General features: G+C 52.5%; 14 protein-coding genes and 1 pseudogene. 2 read left to right on the top strand and 13 right to left on the bottom strand.

Annotated features, from left to right (window positions below; translation table 11 throughout):
- Nucleotides 1-41: 41 nt before the first annotated feature.
- Nucleotides 42-587: an arsinothricin resistance N-acetyltransferase ArsN1 family B gene (locus tag HX824_RS27010; protein WP_055135313.1), complete on the top strand. Its 546-nt coding sequence runs from the start codon at nt 42-44 to the stop codon at nt 585-587.
- A 33-nt stretch (nt 588-620) separates the two neighbouring features.
- Here HX824_RS27010 and HX824_RS27005 read toward each other — a convergent pair whose 3' ends face one another.
- From HX824_RS27005 to HX824_RS26975, 7 genes and pseudogenes are all read right to left on the bottom strand, one after another.
- Nucleotides 621-1,694, bottom strand: coding sequence for an ArsO family NAD(P)H-dependent flavin-containing monooxygenase (locus HX824_RS27005; protein ID WP_055135314.1), 1,074 nt, complete (start codon nt 1,692-1,694; stop codon nt 621-623).
- Nucleotides 1,695-1,731: 37 nt separating this feature from the next.
- Complete coding sequence (gene arsC, locus HX824_RS27000; RefSeq protein ID WP_007247287.1) at nt 1,732-2,154, bottom strand: arsenate reductase (glutaredoxin); 423 nt, start codon at nt 2,152-2,154, stop codon at nt 1,732-1,734.
- A gap of 20 nt (nt 2,155-2,174) precedes the next feature.
- Nucleotides 2,175-2,888, bottom strand: a complete 714-nt coding sequence (gene arsH / locus HX824_RS26995; protein WP_055135316.1) for an arsenical resistance protein ArsH — start codon at nt 2,886-2,888, stop codon at nt 2,175-2,177.
- 47 nt (nt 2,889-2,935) lie between these two features.
- The gene (locus HX824_RS26990) at nt 2,936-3,406 is read right to left on the bottom strand and encodes an arsenate reductase ArsC (RefSeq protein WP_003395039.1); all 471 of its coding nucleotides are present in this window, start codon (nt 3,404-3,406) and stop codon (nt 2,936-2,938) included.
- 16 nt (nt 3,407-3,422) lie between these two features.
- Nucleotides 3,423-4,706, bottom strand: a complete 1,284-nt coding sequence (locus HX824_RS26985; protein WP_177055553.1) for an arsenic transporter — start codon at nt 4,704-4,706, stop codon at nt 3,423-3,425.
- Nucleotides 4,707-4,730: 24 nt separating this feature from the next.
- Entirely contained in the window at nt 4,731-5,075 is a 345-nt protein-coding gene (locus HX824_RS26980) for a metalloregulator ArsR/SmtB family transcription factor (RefSeq protein WP_218180523.1), read from the bottom strand.
- Nucleotides 5,076-5,083: 8 nt separating this feature from the next.
- Nucleotides 5,084-5,506 (bottom strand): annotated as a pseudogene (locus HX824_RS26975) (arsenate reductase ArsC).
- 129 nt (nt 5,507-5,635) lie between these two features.
- Between HX824_RS26975 and arsN2 the strand changes: the two are divergent.
- Nucleotides 5,636-6,103, top strand: coding sequence for an arsenic resistance N-acetyltransferase ArsN2 (gene arsN2, locus HX824_RS26970; protein WP_177055551.1), 468 nt, complete (start codon nt 5,636-5,638; stop codon nt 6,101-6,103).
- Between the two features lie 544 nt (nt 6,104-6,647).
- Here arsN2 and HX824_RS26965 read toward each other — a convergent pair.
- Genes HX824_RS26965 through HX824_RS26940 form a run of 6 tightly spaced genes read right to left on the bottom strand, consistent with a single transcriptional unit; the run spans nt 6,648 to nt 14,498 of the window.
- On the bottom strand, nt 6,648-8,912 hold the full coding sequence (locus HX824_RS26965) for an AAA family ATPase (RefSeq protein ID WP_177055549.1): 2,265 nt from the start codon (nt 8,910-8,912) through the stop codon (nt 6,648-6,650).
- Nucleotides 8,909-9,349 (bottom strand): VPA1267 family protein, encoded by a 441-nt coding sequence (locus tag HX824_RS26960; RefSeq protein ID WP_150689301.1) that lies wholly within the window; start codon nt 9,347-9,349, stop codon nt 8,909-8,911. The genes HX824_RS26965 and HX824_RS26960 overlap by 4 nt, the downstream gene beginning before the upstream one ends.
- On the bottom strand, nt 9,349-9,762 hold the full coding sequence (locus HX824_RS26955) for a hypothetical protein (protein WP_024669046.1): 414 nt from the start codon (nt 9,760-9,762) through the stop codon (nt 9,349-9,351). The genes HX824_RS26960 and HX824_RS26955 overlap by 1 nt, the downstream gene beginning before the upstream one ends.
- 3 nt (nt 9,763-9,765) lie before the next feature.
- A complete protein-coding gene (locus tag HX824_RS26950) occupies nt 9,766-11,781 on the bottom strand; it encodes an integrase (RefSeq protein WP_150689300.1) in 2,016 nt (671 codons plus the stop codon).
- Complete coding sequence (locus HX824_RS26945) at nt 11,774-13,291, bottom strand: site-specific integrase (RefSeq protein WP_150689299.1); 1,518 nt, start codon at nt 13,289-13,291, stop codon at nt 11,774-11,776. The genes HX824_RS26950 and HX824_RS26945 overlap by 8 nt, the downstream gene beginning before the upstream one ends.
- Nucleotides 13,281-14,498: a site-specific integrase gene (locus HX824_RS26940; protein WP_177055547.1), complete on the bottom strand. Its 1,218-nt coding sequence runs from the start codon at nt 14,496-14,498 to the stop codon at nt 13,281-13,283. Before HX824_RS26940 ends, HX824_RS26945 begins: the two co-directional genes overlap by 11 nt.
- Between the last annotated feature and the right edge of the window lie 119 nt (nt 14,499-14,617).

Raw genomic sequence — 14,617 nt, 5'->3', positions numbered from 1 at the left:
GGGAAAGGTAATTTTCAAACTTTTATTCAGGGACGACTCACATGCCTGTCAGAATTCGAGCTGCAGTGGTTACAGATGCACAGGCAATCCAGCGCATTTATGCTCCCATAGTTTCGAACACGGCGATCTCATTCGAAGAGACCCCGCCAAGCGGTGAGGAGATTGCTCAGCGGATAGCGACGACACTTCAGACGTATCCCTACCTAGTGGCCGAAGAAGGTGGGGAGATCGAGGGCTACGCCTATGCCAGCCAGCACCGCGCACGTCCAGCCTACCGGTGGGCGGTGGACGTGACGGTGTACGTAGCTGAATCGGCTCGCCGTCAGGGCGTTGGCCGTGAGCTCTATGAGACTTTGCTTCCGATCCTTGAAAAACAGTGCTTTCGTGCAGCTTACGCCGGAATTGCTCAGCCCAATGAAGGCAGTGTGGGTCTGCACGAGTCGCTGGGATTCGTCCACATCGGTACATATCCGGAGGTTGGCTTCAAGCTTGGGAAATGGCACGACGTCGGCTACTGGCGGCTCGGACTGTGCCAGGCAACTCCGCCACTGGAGCCTATTCTCTTCCCCGATCTTGAAGTCGTATAAACAGTAGGCGCACTCGATTTGCTTCGCGAGCCATCAGGCTTCGCTTGTGAGATAGCTTTGGACTTGGTTGACTACATCTCGAGCGGTGCGGGTCACTCCGATCAATGTAGCGGAGGCTAGCCCCGTCCAATCGCCGTAGCCCACCAGCCACAGATTAGGTGAAGCAACACTCCGGTTTTCATTCACGGCGACTTTACCGTCATCGTCAACGATACCCAGGTTGCCCAGGTGGTCGAGCGCTGGAGAAAACCCAGTGCACCAGATGACGACATCCACCGCTGTTTCGTCTCCTGATGACCAAACAACGCCTGTTGAAGTGAAGTGCGTGAATGGCCGTACTGCGCTCAATACACCGCGTTCACGAGCGTCCTTCACCGATGGCACCATTACGATGTCGCCCAGCCCCCCAGCGGGTTGTTCAGGCTCCACACCTTCCTGTTGCGCCTTCAATCGAGCAGTAGCTCGTTCGAACAGGGCGCGCCCATCAACCTCATCAGGTAGAAACTTTGGAGCCTCTTGAGTCACCCAGGTTGCCTGAGCCACTTTAGAAACCTCGGCGTAAATCTGGGCTCCCGAGTTGCCACCACCCACGACAAGGACGGTTTTCCCCTCAAACTCATCCGGCCCAACGTAATGAGCGGAATGAAGCTGCTGCCCTACGAACAACTCCTGTCCGGGATAGCTCGGAGTAAATGGGCGGCTCCAGGTGCCTGTTGCACTGATAACCGCTTTGGCATCCCAGTTTCTATCCCCGGAGACAACCCGTAATCCTTCTTCGATTTTCTCGACACGGGTCACCCTGGTGGATCGGATGATGGGGAAGTCATATCGACGCTCGTACAGAGTCAGATAGTCGATAACATCATCACGGTGAGGTGTTTCTTCTGATACGGCAGGCATCGGCCAGCCTGCAATCGAGCTCCATGCCGATGGAGAGAAGAGTCGCAACGAATCCCAGCCATGCCGCCAGGCTCCTCCTGGTGCCGACTCCGCATCGAGCAGCACGTAAGACAAGCCTGACCGCTTCAAAAAATAGGCGACTGTCAGCGCGGATTGACCACCGCCAATGACCACAACATCAAGTTTCGAATTCTGACTCACCAGCATCCTCCAGGCTCAATCGCGGCACCTCACCGTCGTCGTATCAGACTCTGCGACCGTGCTCATCAATGACCACTTGGCCGTCCTCTTTGACGAAACTCCCACGCTGCTCTTGCGGTAACAAATCGAGCACAGCTTCTGACGGACGACACAAACGCGTCCCCAAAGGCGTCACGACGATGGGGCGATTGATCAGGATAGGGTGAGCCATCATGGCATCGATGAGCTGTTCGTTCGTCAGTGATGCATCGCCCAATCCTAGCTCTTCGTACGGAGTGCCTTTGATACGCAAAAGAGCCCGCACCCCGATACCCATATCCTCAATGAGTCTGACAAGTGTGGTGCGATCAGGCGGGTTCTTCAGGTACTCGATAACCGTCGGTTCTTCCCCGCTGTTACGGATCAACTCCAAGGTGTTGCGAGAGGTGCCGCATTCGGGGTTGTGGTAGATCGTGATCTGGCTCATATCGCTTCCTCGTACTGACGTTAGATGGAGCGCTGGTTGACGCGTTTGGAAAGCTCTTCGGCGGACTCTTTACGCTCGGAGTACCGATCAACCAAATAATCCTGGCGATCCCGCAACAGCAGGGTGAACTTCATCAGCTCTTCCATCACGTCCACGAGACGGTCGTAGTACGAGGACGGCTTCATACGACCTGTCTCGTCGAACTCGGTAAATGCCTTGGCCACCGAAGATTGGTTTGGGATGGTGAACATCCGCATCCATCGACCCAGTACGCGCAGCTGATTGACCACGTTGAAAGATTGCGAGCCGCCGCAGACCTGCATCACAGCAAGGGTTTTGCCTTGCGTAGGTCGTACAGCGCCAATCGCCAGCGGAACCCAGTCAATTTGGGCTTTGAATACTGCACTCATGGAGCCGTGACGCTCAGGGGAGCACCACACCTGTCCCTCAGACCATTGCATCAGCTCGCGCAGCTCAGCGACCTTGGGATGTGTATCGGGAGCGTCATCCGGAAGCGGCAGACCCGATGGGTCAAAGATCTTGGTTTCAGCACCAAACTCATTCAGCAGGCGTGCCGCCTCTTGCGTGACTAACCGGCTGAATGAGCGTTCTCGCGTTGATCCGTACAGCAGAAGAATGCGAGGTTTATGGAGCGAAGGAGTACGAGGCGACAGTTGCTCCAGCGAAGGAATGTCGATCAGGTCGGCGTGTACGTTCGGCAATGTGTCTTGCATATAAACTCCTACGGCGGCGCCTGGTTGGGTGCCGCCTCGGTAGATCTTTAAAGCGAACCGATTCGGTTCAGTTCAGCCTTCAACTGTTCAGCGCTGATGGTCTTCAGTGGCAGCGCAAGAAATGCGCTCACGCGCTCGTGAATTTTGGCGAGTGTGGTTTCAAAAGCTGCGGTGATCTCGGCTTCCGAACCGCTAGCGTCAGACGGGTCGGCCAGACCCCAATGCGCCTTCAAAGCTGGCCCAAAGAAGATTGGGCATGCCTCACCCGCTGCCCGGTCACAGACAGTGATCACGATGTCTGGCGGTGAGCCCTCAAAAGCATCCGAAGCCTTGCTGCTCAAGCCCGCCGTGGAGATACCCGCCGCCTCCAGCGTTTGCAATGCCCGTTGATTCACCCGGCCACTGGGAAAGCTTCCTGAGCTGACGGCTTCTACACCCTCGGGCGCCAAGTGGTTGAAAAGCGCCTCGGACAGAATGCTGCGGCAGCTGTTGTGAGTGCACATGAACAAGACTTTCATCAGACGATTCCTTGATTCAGAAACTGAGGCGCAGTGCCAGGGCGGACAATGTGGCGACGAGGATGGGCACGGTCAGCACGATCCCGGTCTTGAAGTAGTAACCCCAGCTGATCGTTATGTTTTTCCGGGCGAGCACGTGCAGCCACAACAGAGTTGCCAAGCTCCCAATTGGGGTGATCTTCGGGCCCAAATCGCAGCCGATGATGTTGGCGTAAACCATCGCTTGCTGGACTACACCATCGACTTCAGCGGCATGAATGGATAAGGCGCCTACCAGAACGGTGGGCATGTTGTTCATGATCGAAGACAGCAACGCTGTTAGCAGCCCTGTACCAAGGGACGCGCCCCAAACGCCATAACCGGCGAACACGTTCAGGATCTGCGCGATATGGTCGGTCAGGCCGGCGTTCTTCAGGCCATAAACAACCAGGTACATACCCAAAGAAAAAATCACCACCTGCCATGGCGCCTCTTTGAGCACCTTGCTTGTGTTAATGGCGTGACCACGAGCCGCGATTACATAGAGAATGAATGCACAGACCGCTGCAATGGCGCTAATCGGAACCCCCAATGGCTCAATGACAAAGAAGCCGATCAGGAGTAATGCCAGCACCCACCAGCCGGCTACAAAAGTGGCCCGGTCGTGGATTGCCTCGTCCGGATTGTCCAGTTGGTTGAGGTCATAGGTCTTTGGTAAATCTTTGCGGAAAAACCACAGCAGCATGGCTAACGTCGCCGCCACGCTGACGATGTTTACCGGCACCATGATCGAAGCATATTCGTTGAAGCCGATATCGAAGTAGTCGGCAGAAACGATGTTGACCAGGTTGGAAACCACCAGCGGTAAGCTCGCCGTATCGGCGATAAAACCGGCTGCCATAACGAATGCCAACGTAGCAGCAGGAGAAAAACGCAGCGCCAGCAACATCGCGATCACAATGGGTGTGAGGATCAATGCTGCTCCGTCATTGGCGAACAGGGCCGACACCGCTGCGCCCAGCAGGACGATAAATGCGAACAGCTTGCGGGTGCTCCCGCCTCCCCATCGGGCCACATGCAGCGCAACCCATTTGAAAAAGCCTGCCTCATCAAGCAGCAGACTAATGATGATGACCGCGATGAAAGTCCCAGTGGCATTCCAGACGATGCGCCAAACTTCTGGTATGTCGGCAAGGGTAACGACACCTGCCAGCAACGCCACGATGGCACCGAACATCGCACTCCAGCCGACCCCAAGCCCCTTTGGCTGCCAGATGACGAGCACGATGGTGGCGATAAATATCAATACGGCAATCAGCATTTCGTTAATCCGGTTGGGTGTGAATCAGCTGCACACGGCCTGGTTGATCGGACGGTCGCTCATACCGCACAGGCGTTTAGTCTCGGTTTCCAGCCATTGCTGATTGGCGTCTACGACTTCTTTCAAAACCGCAGTTACCCACGCAGGCAAATCGGGATTCAGGCGGTAGTACACCCACTGACCCTGGCGACGATCCATCAGCAAGCCTGCTGAACGAAGCAGCGCCAAGTGACGAGAAATTTTGGGTTGATTCATCTCAAGAGCGGCTGTCAGCTCGCAGACACATAACTCGCCTTCACTCACGACGAGCATCGTAATTTTTGCTCGGGTGTCATCCGCCAGGCACTTGAATAAGGTGGTGGGGTTCATGGGTTCTGTCACAGATCCTCCAGGTGTTTGGTCTTGACCAAAACGAAGAGCTTGATGCGCTCGTGGATGTCGTGGAGCGTGTGGCGAAATGCGCCAGGATCAACGCTAGTAACTGGGTCAGGAAAATCCCAAGCAATGACTTCACCTGCGCTGGGTATTGGTAGGCACTCGCTTGCGGATTTATCACAAAGAGTGATTACGTAATCGAATCGATCAGCTTGAAACTCGCTGATGGACTTGCTGCGCAGGCCCGTTGCATCGACTCCAACCGCCTACAATGCTTGAGTCGTGCGAAGATCAATCTCAGACGGTTCAGACCCTGCGCTGAAAGCCTCGAAGCGCTGATCGGTGTGACACAGCAATGCCTCTGCAAGCAGGGATCGGGCTGAGTTGGCAACGCACACGAAAAGCACTTTGATAGCAGGGCTCATGGTTAAACTCGACGCATATGGAAAATCGAATATACGCTTTAGCGAATATTCGGTAAAGCGAATATGATGACTGCTGCTTCGGCTTGAGCCGTGACAGTTCTTACAAAGCGGCACAAAGGAGATAAGGGGATGGGCAAAGAGATGATGATCCAGGCAACGGAAATAGCCGGAGGTCAATGGCAGCGCTTTCGCGATGCACTGAAATCTGCTGACCTTCCAGGAGACGATATTGATCTTCCAGGCCGAACCTTTTTTGAGTTCACACAGGATAGTGAGACGGTCGCATGGGGAGGTTTCGAAACGCATGGTACGGACGGGTTGCTGCGTTCCCTGGTCGTAGTCTCGACATACAGATCGAAAGGGGTCGGTGTCACGGTGCTTAAGAACATTGAAGCGAAAGCCGCCGAGCAGGGAATCGCTCGATTTCATTTGCTGACAACAACTGCGTCAGGCTTTTTTGAGCAGCAGGGCTATGCAGTAAATCAACGAGGCTCTGCGCCACCTCTTATTTCTCAGACGGAGCAGTTCAGGGGGCTTTGCCCTGGCTCGGCTTGGTACATGTGCAAGGCATTAACTGAGACTGCCATTCTGCAATAGGCTTTATTTGAATATAAGTAAAATAGCTTTAATGCAAATATTATAGTATCAAACACCGACAAAAAAAAACGACCTGACGGTCGTAGTTCTATAACACTTTATTTTGCCTCACCACCCCCTGTACGCTCTACTTCAAAGGGGGCAGAGACAAAGTCCTCCCCTACCCTTCCTGGCCATACGGCCAAAATCACGCACACAACAACTATTAGTATCTTTTTGTTTTTCATTTTCAGTCCTCCACACACTCCTTGTTAATTATTTGAGTGGTATATAAGTTGTACCATTTCAAAACACAACTTCAAGAGCAAACGAGAAATATACTTTAATACTGTAATTCCTAGCACTATAATACAACTAACACTAACGAACCCAGTAAAAGCAATTATGATTTGAGAGATAGCACTTACGGCGCCCATTTTACGCTGATGATCATTGGCGCTAGCCAAACGGAGCGCCCGCTCCACCATCTGGCATTGATGTGACTGAGCACGTCCACGACCAACTAACAACTTAGTGTTTTATGGAAATTAAACTGCTAAAAGTTCTAGACTGCTTCCAGCAACGCACGCAGACCAACTTGCCGTGAGAAAGCTCTGGGGGGTAATGCAATAGCCTCCTTCACCGCATCCAACTCACCGACGAACACCACTTGCGCTTGGGCTCGGGTTGCAGCCGTGTATACGAAGGTACGGTCAAGAATGCGTGACTTACGCACTGGGATGATCACTCGCCTGAACTGGGAACCCTGAGCCTTATGGACTGTGATTGAGTACGCCAGCTCCAGTGAGTCAATGTCAGTGTTTAGAATGTAATGCTTTACCCCCTCAAACGTAGCCATGCCTAGGGCCGTGCAAAAATAAGGCTTGTTTTCATCGCCCAGATCCACTGAGCGCGGCTTGTCAAAAACCTCCTCTAACTTGCCAAGAGACCCATTCTGGAGGTTACGAGCCCAGTCATTTGCCGTGTACATCACAAGATCTCCGACAGAGAGCCCGGTCGCTTCAACCTCACCTGTCTCTTGGTTCTCGACCAACAACTGCCTGGTGTGATCCCCATACTGGACGTGACAGATCCGGTTTAAAGCATTAACGCCCGTAAATCGGCACGATCTTGTTGCTGACAGGATCTGGGTGTTTTCAGAATCTTGATCATATAGCCTGAGGACAGTTGGAATGATTTGCTCATCAGAGCAAGGCAAGAACACGACCTCATCGCGCTCATTCGAGCTAAATGTCGGAGGCTGGCCATCTCGAATCTGGCGGGACGCTAATGGAATTGATGAGTCTTTGGCTTGGCGTTTGACCTCAACCAGCTCAGTGATTGGCACCGCCGCCATATCGCACAGCACATGCAAGATCAGGCCGGCGCCAATTGGCGGCAGTTGATACGGATCACCCACCAAGATTATCTGAGACTCAGATGGCAACTTTTGAACCAGTCGGTAGAACGTCACGAGGTCAAGCATCGAAGCTTCGTCAATGACAATGATTGGTGCAAGGCCCATTTCCTTGTCGCCTACTTTGCGCAGAAAGCCTGCGATAGTCCGCGCCTCCTCGCCAGTAGCTTCAATCATTCGAGCCGTGGCTCGGCCAGATAGGGCCATTTGAAAACGTGGCCGCCCGGTTGTATCCAACGCCTTGTAGAGCGCCTTGAGGACAGTAGTTTTCCCGACGCCAGCACCTCCAGTTATAACGCTGAATCGATTTGAAAATGAAGTGGCAACGGCATCTCGCTGGGCTTGGTTCAAGCCAAACGCCGGCAGGCCAAGGTGGGCACGCTCTTTTTCCTCGAAGCGTGATATGACATCGCTTACATCCACCTTGAATAACTGTGGCTGCATTAGAGGAATGGAGATCAAGTCCCTTATGAACTGGGCACAACGTCGTTCCATGAGCCACGAGCCCGGCGCAAAAAGCATCGGCCCCAAAAGCGGTAAATCTTGGAATACAAACTGACCGACTTTCGCGCCTGCCAGAAGAGCTTCCGACAAGGCAGCTGTAGGTGCAGCATGTGGTTTGATCAGTTGGCCAACTGAAGCGTGAAGAGCACTAAATGTGCTGCAGGTATGCCCCTGTTCAGAAACGCGATACAGAGCCTCCTCCAGTGCCGCAGCCAATCGTCGCGGGTCGTCCAGACGTAATCCAAAACTATTCCTGGCGACCCGATCAACGCAGTCCCAAGTACCTGCGAAACTGAGCAGTCGATAGGGGTCGTTGGTAAGAGCCCAGATTGTTTGTTTCTTATGGAAACGAATCGCTTTGCGAGCGATATCCAGCGGGATCTGCTTGTCTTGTACAAACCGTAACGTCTTTGCATCACCGTCCTGAGCCCACCGCTCAAACATCCCGTTCCGGACGTCTTCGGTTGGGAGGACTAATTCAACCGCCCCGTGGTCAGCGTGATCCAAGGAGTCGTACAAACGTTCCCCCAGAGCGTCCCACAGACGGGTGGCTTTGACTTCTCCAACACCTTTGACGTTGTCCCCCAGCCATTGGATGACTTGGGAACCACTAGGGCGAACAATCCTTAAATCCTGGGCGTCCACGGTCAATTCACTGACTACGAAGGTGCCATGGCTGCGCAATACCGTGGTCGCTTCGCCATAAACCTCAAAAATCGCCCCTACTGCGATATCCGAAAGCTTTGCAATAGCGTCTGAAACCCGAATAACGACAGGACTCGAACGATCATTGATGCCGAGGGCTACATCCATTCGATGACCGAATGCTATGCACCCCTTCCTGTTGACAGAGCGGATGCTGGTGATACGAACGCTAACATTGATAAGCGAAGGAGCTGCGGTGCTCATCGAGGCATCCGTCCTGTTTCTTCCAAAAACTCAGTAATCAGTGCATGGCGACCAAGCATCTGCTTTGCGGCCTGAAGCTCTGCACGGAGTGCAGCGTTCTCTTGCTCCAGAGAATTGAGACGCTGACCGTCATGCCGACGCTGTTTGGCTTCAGTGTCCCTGAGCGCTGGCTCCAGTCGCTGACCAACAGGCAATGAAGCGAGCAAGGGAGGCAGTATTCCTGCCGCTCTTAGCTCGTTTTCGAGGCCTTCCAAGGCCGAGCGGATCGCCGGGTTCTGCGTGAGCGCACTTTTCCCAAACCCGCACTCAGTCGCGATTTCGGAACGTTTCAGCTTGCCACGATGCACGTACCCTCTAAAGTCATCATCAGACTTGGATGTCGACCATGCCATAAACGCCGCAAGGTTTTCTTCTGCGATCTGTTGCCCATTAGCCATTAGGACTTGGCCTCTGACGAGTCGCGATCAACAAATGGAAGCGGAGCATCCAGTTTCTCAGCCGACACGTTGAATTTATGAGCGTTGTACTGCCAGCGCATAAACCGCTCAAGCAAACGTGCGTTTTCATGCTCCAGACGAGAGTTTTCGGCTTCTAGCCGGCGAATTCGTTGCTCGGCAATCCGCAAGCTTGCCGGCGGTTTCACCTTTGTAAAACCCGACTTCAGCCTTGCTTTTTGGTGATCGAAGGCGTTTCTGACTCTCTCCTGCAAGGCAAGCGTTTGCCTGGCAGGGCGCGTCCCGATCAAAGGCTCGACAGCATCGCCGAGAGCGTCCCAGCTAAGCTTTCCCTCCCATCCGTCGATCAACCCAACGACCAGATCAATATCTCTTTCGCTTAAGTGCTTGGCCATCGCTTACATCCCCATCAGAGCGCGGATCTCATCCATATCCGGTTCGTCTTCCTTCGGCGCAGGCAGGCTTGGCATTGCAGAGCGAGCAGCAATGGCGCGTTTAAGTGGACTGAATTCCTGGTCGTTACTCAAACGGATGATGGTGCCATCTGGAGTGTCTTTCGATTCAAGGATCTGGATCAGTTGGTCAGCTCGTTCCAAGGTTTTGATTTGATGCTGGCTCCAGCGATCAGCGCCGTAGATACCGTCCTCGTTCGCTGCCTGAGCTTTCGCGAGCTGGACGCGAATGGAATCTCTGTGAATTTTGAGACGTTGGAGTTTGCTATCGTCCCCTTTGACGCAGACTTGCTCGGTGCAGTTGAGGCAGTCCCGGTGCTTCTGGCACGGCACCATCGAAAGGTCTTTCACACAAAATCCGAAAATCGTGATGTGTGCGATCCCTTCACCGATGGCATCTAGATCTTCCAGTGTGACCGGCACGTTTTCTCGGATCTTGGTCAACGCTACCCCGATCCCGGCTTCCCTTGCCATTTCGACGTGCTCGTCGTCGGTCATGTGGTTGTAAGTAGCGTTTTGATGAATATTCGCCCGACCAGACCATTTCGCAATGTCCAATTGGCCTAATTCGCCACGCTGGGCAATCGTATTCAGGAAATGCCGAATCTGGTGTGACGACATCGAAATAGGGCTGCCGTCTGGATTCTTGTACCCATTGCGCTCCCAGATGCTTCGCTCCTGACCCTCGATGTAGTTGATGTCAGTCGTGAACGTGCTTTTTCCAGGGCCCCATACGATGATTGGTCGAGGAGGCATATCCATCCGCAACTCGTTTTGACGGAAACAGCAAAGCGCATCGGAGTATTTGATGTGCCGCTCTTTGTTCATCCATGGCCAACCCTTTGGCAACATGCTATGCATGTAGCCGTTGAGAAACCGTAGAGTTACATGGCCGTGTTTAGCGTAAAAAGCCAAGAATGGTTCGTACGATTTCATTCCAAGTTTGAGTCTTTGGCGGGAAACACCTAGCGATTCTCCCGGATCAAACCCTATCGCCATGCATGCTTGGGCATCCGTCAATAGCTGGTCTTCACCAACATTTGGACAGTCTTCATGACGGTAGAACTCGTTCGGATTGGTTTCCAGCCACTTTGCAAGCTTGCGACCTGGCTCAGACATCTCGGCAAGCCGGCGCACGGCCTCCTCAGCAACTTGCTCCATCGGCGTAGGCATCCATTTGATATCTGACTCATAACCTTTACCTGCGTAGAACCTCAGCCCGAGCCGCATTACTCCTTCATTGTCGAGTCCTCGGTACAGGCAGTTCACCGGTAAATCCTGCACCTCCGTGACTCTCGACGGAGCACACATACACAATGCAAAAATGGATGAGGTGAAGCGATCTCGTGCGCCCAAGAGATCGTTGCTGAAGATCTCTGCCATTGAGTCGAGTAGGTAGTCAGGTGGCATTTTTGCCTGACGTCGCCCTTTGGCCATAGCATCTGTACCGTGAATCTCCTTTGGCTTTTTAATCGGGTTCTTCCAATCGACTGGCGCAGGGATGATCCCGCTTTCATTCAGAAACTCTAGGAGTTTCACGAGGCTGATCCCTGCTTGATAAGACGACGCGTCGTAGGTGCGCGCAACTTGGGCTGCCTCGTTCATCACGCTAATGTCAGTCTGGGTGATGTCCGCGCAACCTTTGATCTCAAGGAGAGCAGCTTCAATACAGCGAATAGCCTTGAACTCATTCTTCAGTTTGCTCGGGTTATGTCCTTGCTGGTAGCGGACGTATGCTTTAGCGAACGGAATGATCTCAGCGTCCATCAACTGATCTTGAGTAAAACCGCGAGAGGGAGCACCTTTCTTGGTGAAGTTGCCGACACCCGGCCACGCGTGGCTATACCAGTCCAAGTCATCGCCGAACACCGTGAGCCTGTCACGACACATGAGAATGAACTCTTCCAAATTTTGCCGACTGGTGATTTGGGCTTTGGGTACAAAAAGAAAGACATTAGGCATTCACAAACTCGCTCTTCATTGCATTGCAACGGGTTACGACATTACTGACTGCAAGGATGAGTCGGTCATTTACGGATGCGATTTTCAGGTCACCGGTAGTATCACGTACGTTGTCGCGCTCACGAAGGAGGTCATCCAGAACAAGCTCATGTGGGCCGTCCAACCACGGCTGGAAGTGAGAGCATGTGTAACAAGCAATCGGGGCGAGAGCACCGCAGAAGCCATAGCTGCCGCAGGTGCCGACATTGCCACCCGCACTGCATACACGGCTGGCGCGATCTTCGCCCCGGCGCGCTTTAGCTTCATCCCTGACGATCACTCCTTGAAAAGCTTGTGCGAAAGGCGCCAATTGTAAGGCTACCGCTTTATCGATGCGTTTCACGATATCAGGGATGTTCTTTACATAAACGCCGACATTCTGGATATCCGAATGATCAAGTGCTTCAGCGATAATATATTCGCCTCGGCCCTCTCGAGCCAGGTTTGTACCCAAGGTATAACGGAAGCGATAGGGGTTCAGATGAGTGATCGCTCCAGTCCGCTCACTGATAACTGCAACTTTCTCTTTTACTTTAGTCATTACATAGGAGAGCTCAGCAACACGCGCATGCAAATAATCTCCTGACAGTTGAATGCCAAGCTCCACACCACCATCGTAATATTTGATAGCTGGGAAGAGCGGCAACTCGGGTATCAAATCAGCATTGAATTTATCGCCGCACGCCTCAACAAATGCTGATTTTGAACTTTCTGCTTGCTCCTGAAGCAAAGTCCACAGATCTTCAACAATTTGATACTTTTTAAAGGAGGCACGCCAAACCCCATATTTCTGCTTTGCTCTGGGGAAGTTAATGAAATAGCGACCTCCTCGGAAAAGTAAATCCTTAACCTTGAGGGCTGCAATCTGGGATGGGCGTCGGCCAGTCAGTGCTAAAATCATTGCGTAGCAAACCTCTCGGAGGCTTAGGCTACCATCTGAGTAACAATCAATAAGTCTAGAGACGACCCCTTCCATTTCAATATCCGTGAGCGGCCCACTCTCAGGACACATCGACTGCACTGCATATCCTTTCTCATTTCCTTTTATTCTCCAGCCCTCCATCATCTTCAGCGTTTCACCAGGCACGCCCTCGTAGCCCAAGCTAACCCAGGTTCTGATGAACGCACGCATCGAACTGAGATGCCAATCCTCACCTTCTAAAGCGGAACGATAGGAAATGACCGATTCTGGGGAGAACAACAGGGGCCCTGTCGTAGACTCAAAATAATGTCTGAACCGCCTGAACACCGCCACTGTGTAAGGTGCAGAAGAAGTCTGAGCATAAATTGACAGCACCTGTAGAAACGCCCGTTTGATCTCACTATCAAGCCATTCTGGAAGGTGATCCAGGAAGAATCCGATATCTTTGTTTAGCTTCCAGTGGTCGGAGAAGATTGCTACCTCATATCCGTCCTTGGAAATAAAATTGGTACGCTCATAACGGGCAATGATAGAACTGTTAATAATCATCAGACTTAATCCCCAAATGCTTTTTCTGCAAACTCATGGTCGCTTCCCCGGCAGCTTCTTTGATGTGTCTTTTATTATAAGTTTGTGCTGTCCCCGAGGTTTCACTCCAACCCATGAGGTACGACCGTAGCTTGTTCTCTCGCTCCTGGCTCAAGCCTTTTTCTTCGCTGTTTTTTGAGAACATGTAATTCCAGTGATGCCGCAACGCATGCGAGTGCATGCCAGAGAACTCATCCGCCAAATTCGACAATGAGCCAATGAACTTGCCGAAGCCGGAGCCCGAAAGAGGCCATCCGACAGTTTTTCCAGGGCGGTGGGTAACAAAAAGGTAGCCATGCTTACGAGCCCCAGGAACCTTGTTACGGTAACCACTGATATAGCGCTGGATCTTGTCCATCAACTCTGGAATCAGCGGAAATGTTCGCTCTCGCGTCTTTGCAAGTGGCTGATAGGTTCTGGGGTCACCGGCAGAGTCTGGCCGACGTACGATCTTCAAGGTGTATTTCCCAAAATCGAAGTCCTCGATCTTTAGGTTTAACAACTCGCCCCGACGCATCCCAGTTAGTCGGAGAACTGTAAACATCAAAGCGTTTCGATACTGCAATCCAATATCAGTAACAGGATTGGAGTCGCCTCCAGGTTTGAGAATTTCTTCTAAGACGTCCAGGACGTTATCGTCAAAATCTGATTCCGATCTGTCCTTTTCCGTTTGGCTGCTCAGAGTGGGCCGGTTAGCTTTGACCTGAGACACCATCGCCGCGATCTCACGAGCGCTAGTTGCCGTCACAGGATGCAACCTTCCAGCAAGAAATCCGACGTATTCGGCGATAACACTCATGCGGTTGTACTGATTATCTTTAGCTACTCGATCCTGTTTCCGCTGAATTGCTAAGACATTACCAGCTGATGGCCACATGCTACTCATAGGCTTCTGCATGAAGTCTCTCAGAGAGTGGACTTCATGACCTACGAGCAACTCGCTCCGCTTAAAACGCGACTCTAGGTTGAGATCGTAGTAGCTCTGCCAGGCATACATTGCTTTGAGTGCCGACAATGCATTGTCTATGGTATTGATCGACAGCGAGGCCCCACGCATCTGTGCAGTTACGTAAAGAGCGGGGTAGAACAGCGGCATGCCAAACTCGTCGATCAGAATCGCGAACCTTTCGCCCGACTCGCCCTTAAACCGCCTGATCGCTAGCTGCATACCCACCTCGAATACCTAACAGAAACTCAAGGTATGAGCCTAGTAAATTTCGGTCAAGTTTTTTTTAACACCCCCAAAACGACAAAACCCCCGCATGGCGGGGGTTTTAGGAAGAAACC

It is taken from the genome of Pseudomonas sp. D4002 (genome assembly GCF_013385665.1).
In the GTDB taxonomy this organism is placed as follows: domain Bacteria; phylum Pseudomonadota; class Gammaproteobacteria; order Pseudomonadales; family Pseudomonadaceae; genus Aquipseudomonas.
Note: the sequence above shows the minus strand (reverse complement) of the source record. Positions and strands in the feature narration are given on the sequence as shown.

What these genes read in the sequence shown, in the direction of transcription:
- HX824_RS27010 (WP_055135313.1), top strand. Translation starts at nt 42, where the DNA reads ATGCCTGTCAGAATTCGAGCTGCAGTGGTTACAGATGCACAGGCAATC.
- HX824_RS27005 (WP_055135314.1), bottom strand. Translation starts at nt 1,694, where the DNA reads ATGCTGGTGAGTCAGAATTCGAAACTTGATGTTGTGGTCATTGGCGGT.
- arsC (WP_007247287.1), bottom strand. Translation starts at nt 2,154, where the DNA reads ATGAGCCAGATCACGATCTACCACAACCCCGAATGCGGCACCTCTCGC.
- arsH (WP_055135316.1), bottom strand. Translation starts at nt 2,888, where the DNA reads ATGCAAGACACATTGCCGAACGTACACGCCGACCTGATCGACATTCCT.
- HX824_RS26990 (WP_003395039.1), bottom strand. Translation starts at nt 3,406, where the DNA reads ATGAAAGTCTTGTTCATGTGCACTCACAACAGCTGCCGCAGCATTCTG.
- HX824_RS26985 (WP_177055553.1), bottom strand. Translation starts at nt 4,706, where the DNA reads ATGCTGATTGCCGTATTGATATTTATCGCCACCATCGTGCTCGTCATC.
- HX824_RS26980 (WP_218180523.1), bottom strand. Translation starts at nt 5,075, where the DNA reads ATGAACCCCACCACCTTATTCAAGTGCCTGGCGGATGACACCCGAGCA.
- arsN2 (WP_177055551.1), top strand. Translation starts at nt 5,636, where the DNA reads ATGGGCAAAGAGATGATGATCCAGGCAACGGAAATAGCCGGAGGTCAA.
- HX824_RS26965 (WP_177055549.1), bottom strand. Translation starts at nt 8,912, where the DNA reads ATGAGCACCGCAGCTCCTTCGCTTATCAATGTTAGCGTTCGTATCACC.
- HX824_RS26960 (WP_150689301.1), bottom strand. Translation starts at nt 9,349, where the DNA reads ATGGCTAATGGGCAACAGATCGCAGAAGAAAACCTTGCGGCGTTTATG.
- HX824_RS26955 (WP_024669046.1), bottom strand. Translation starts at nt 9,762, where the DNA reads ATGGCCAAGCACTTAAGCGAAAGAGATATTGATCTGGTCGTTGGGTTG.
- HX824_RS26950 (WP_150689300.1), bottom strand. Translation starts at nt 11,781, where the DNA reads ATGCCTAATGTCTTTCTTTTTGTACCCAAAGCCCAAATCACCAGTCGG.
- HX824_RS26945 (WP_150689299.1), bottom strand. Translation starts at nt 13,291, where the DNA reads ATGATTATTAACAGTTCTATCATTGCCCGTTATGAGCGTACCAATTTT.
- HX824_RS26940 (WP_177055547.1), bottom strand. Translation starts at nt 14,498, where the DNA reads ATGCAGCTAGCGATCAGGCGGTTTAAGGGCGAGTCGGGCGAAAGGTTC.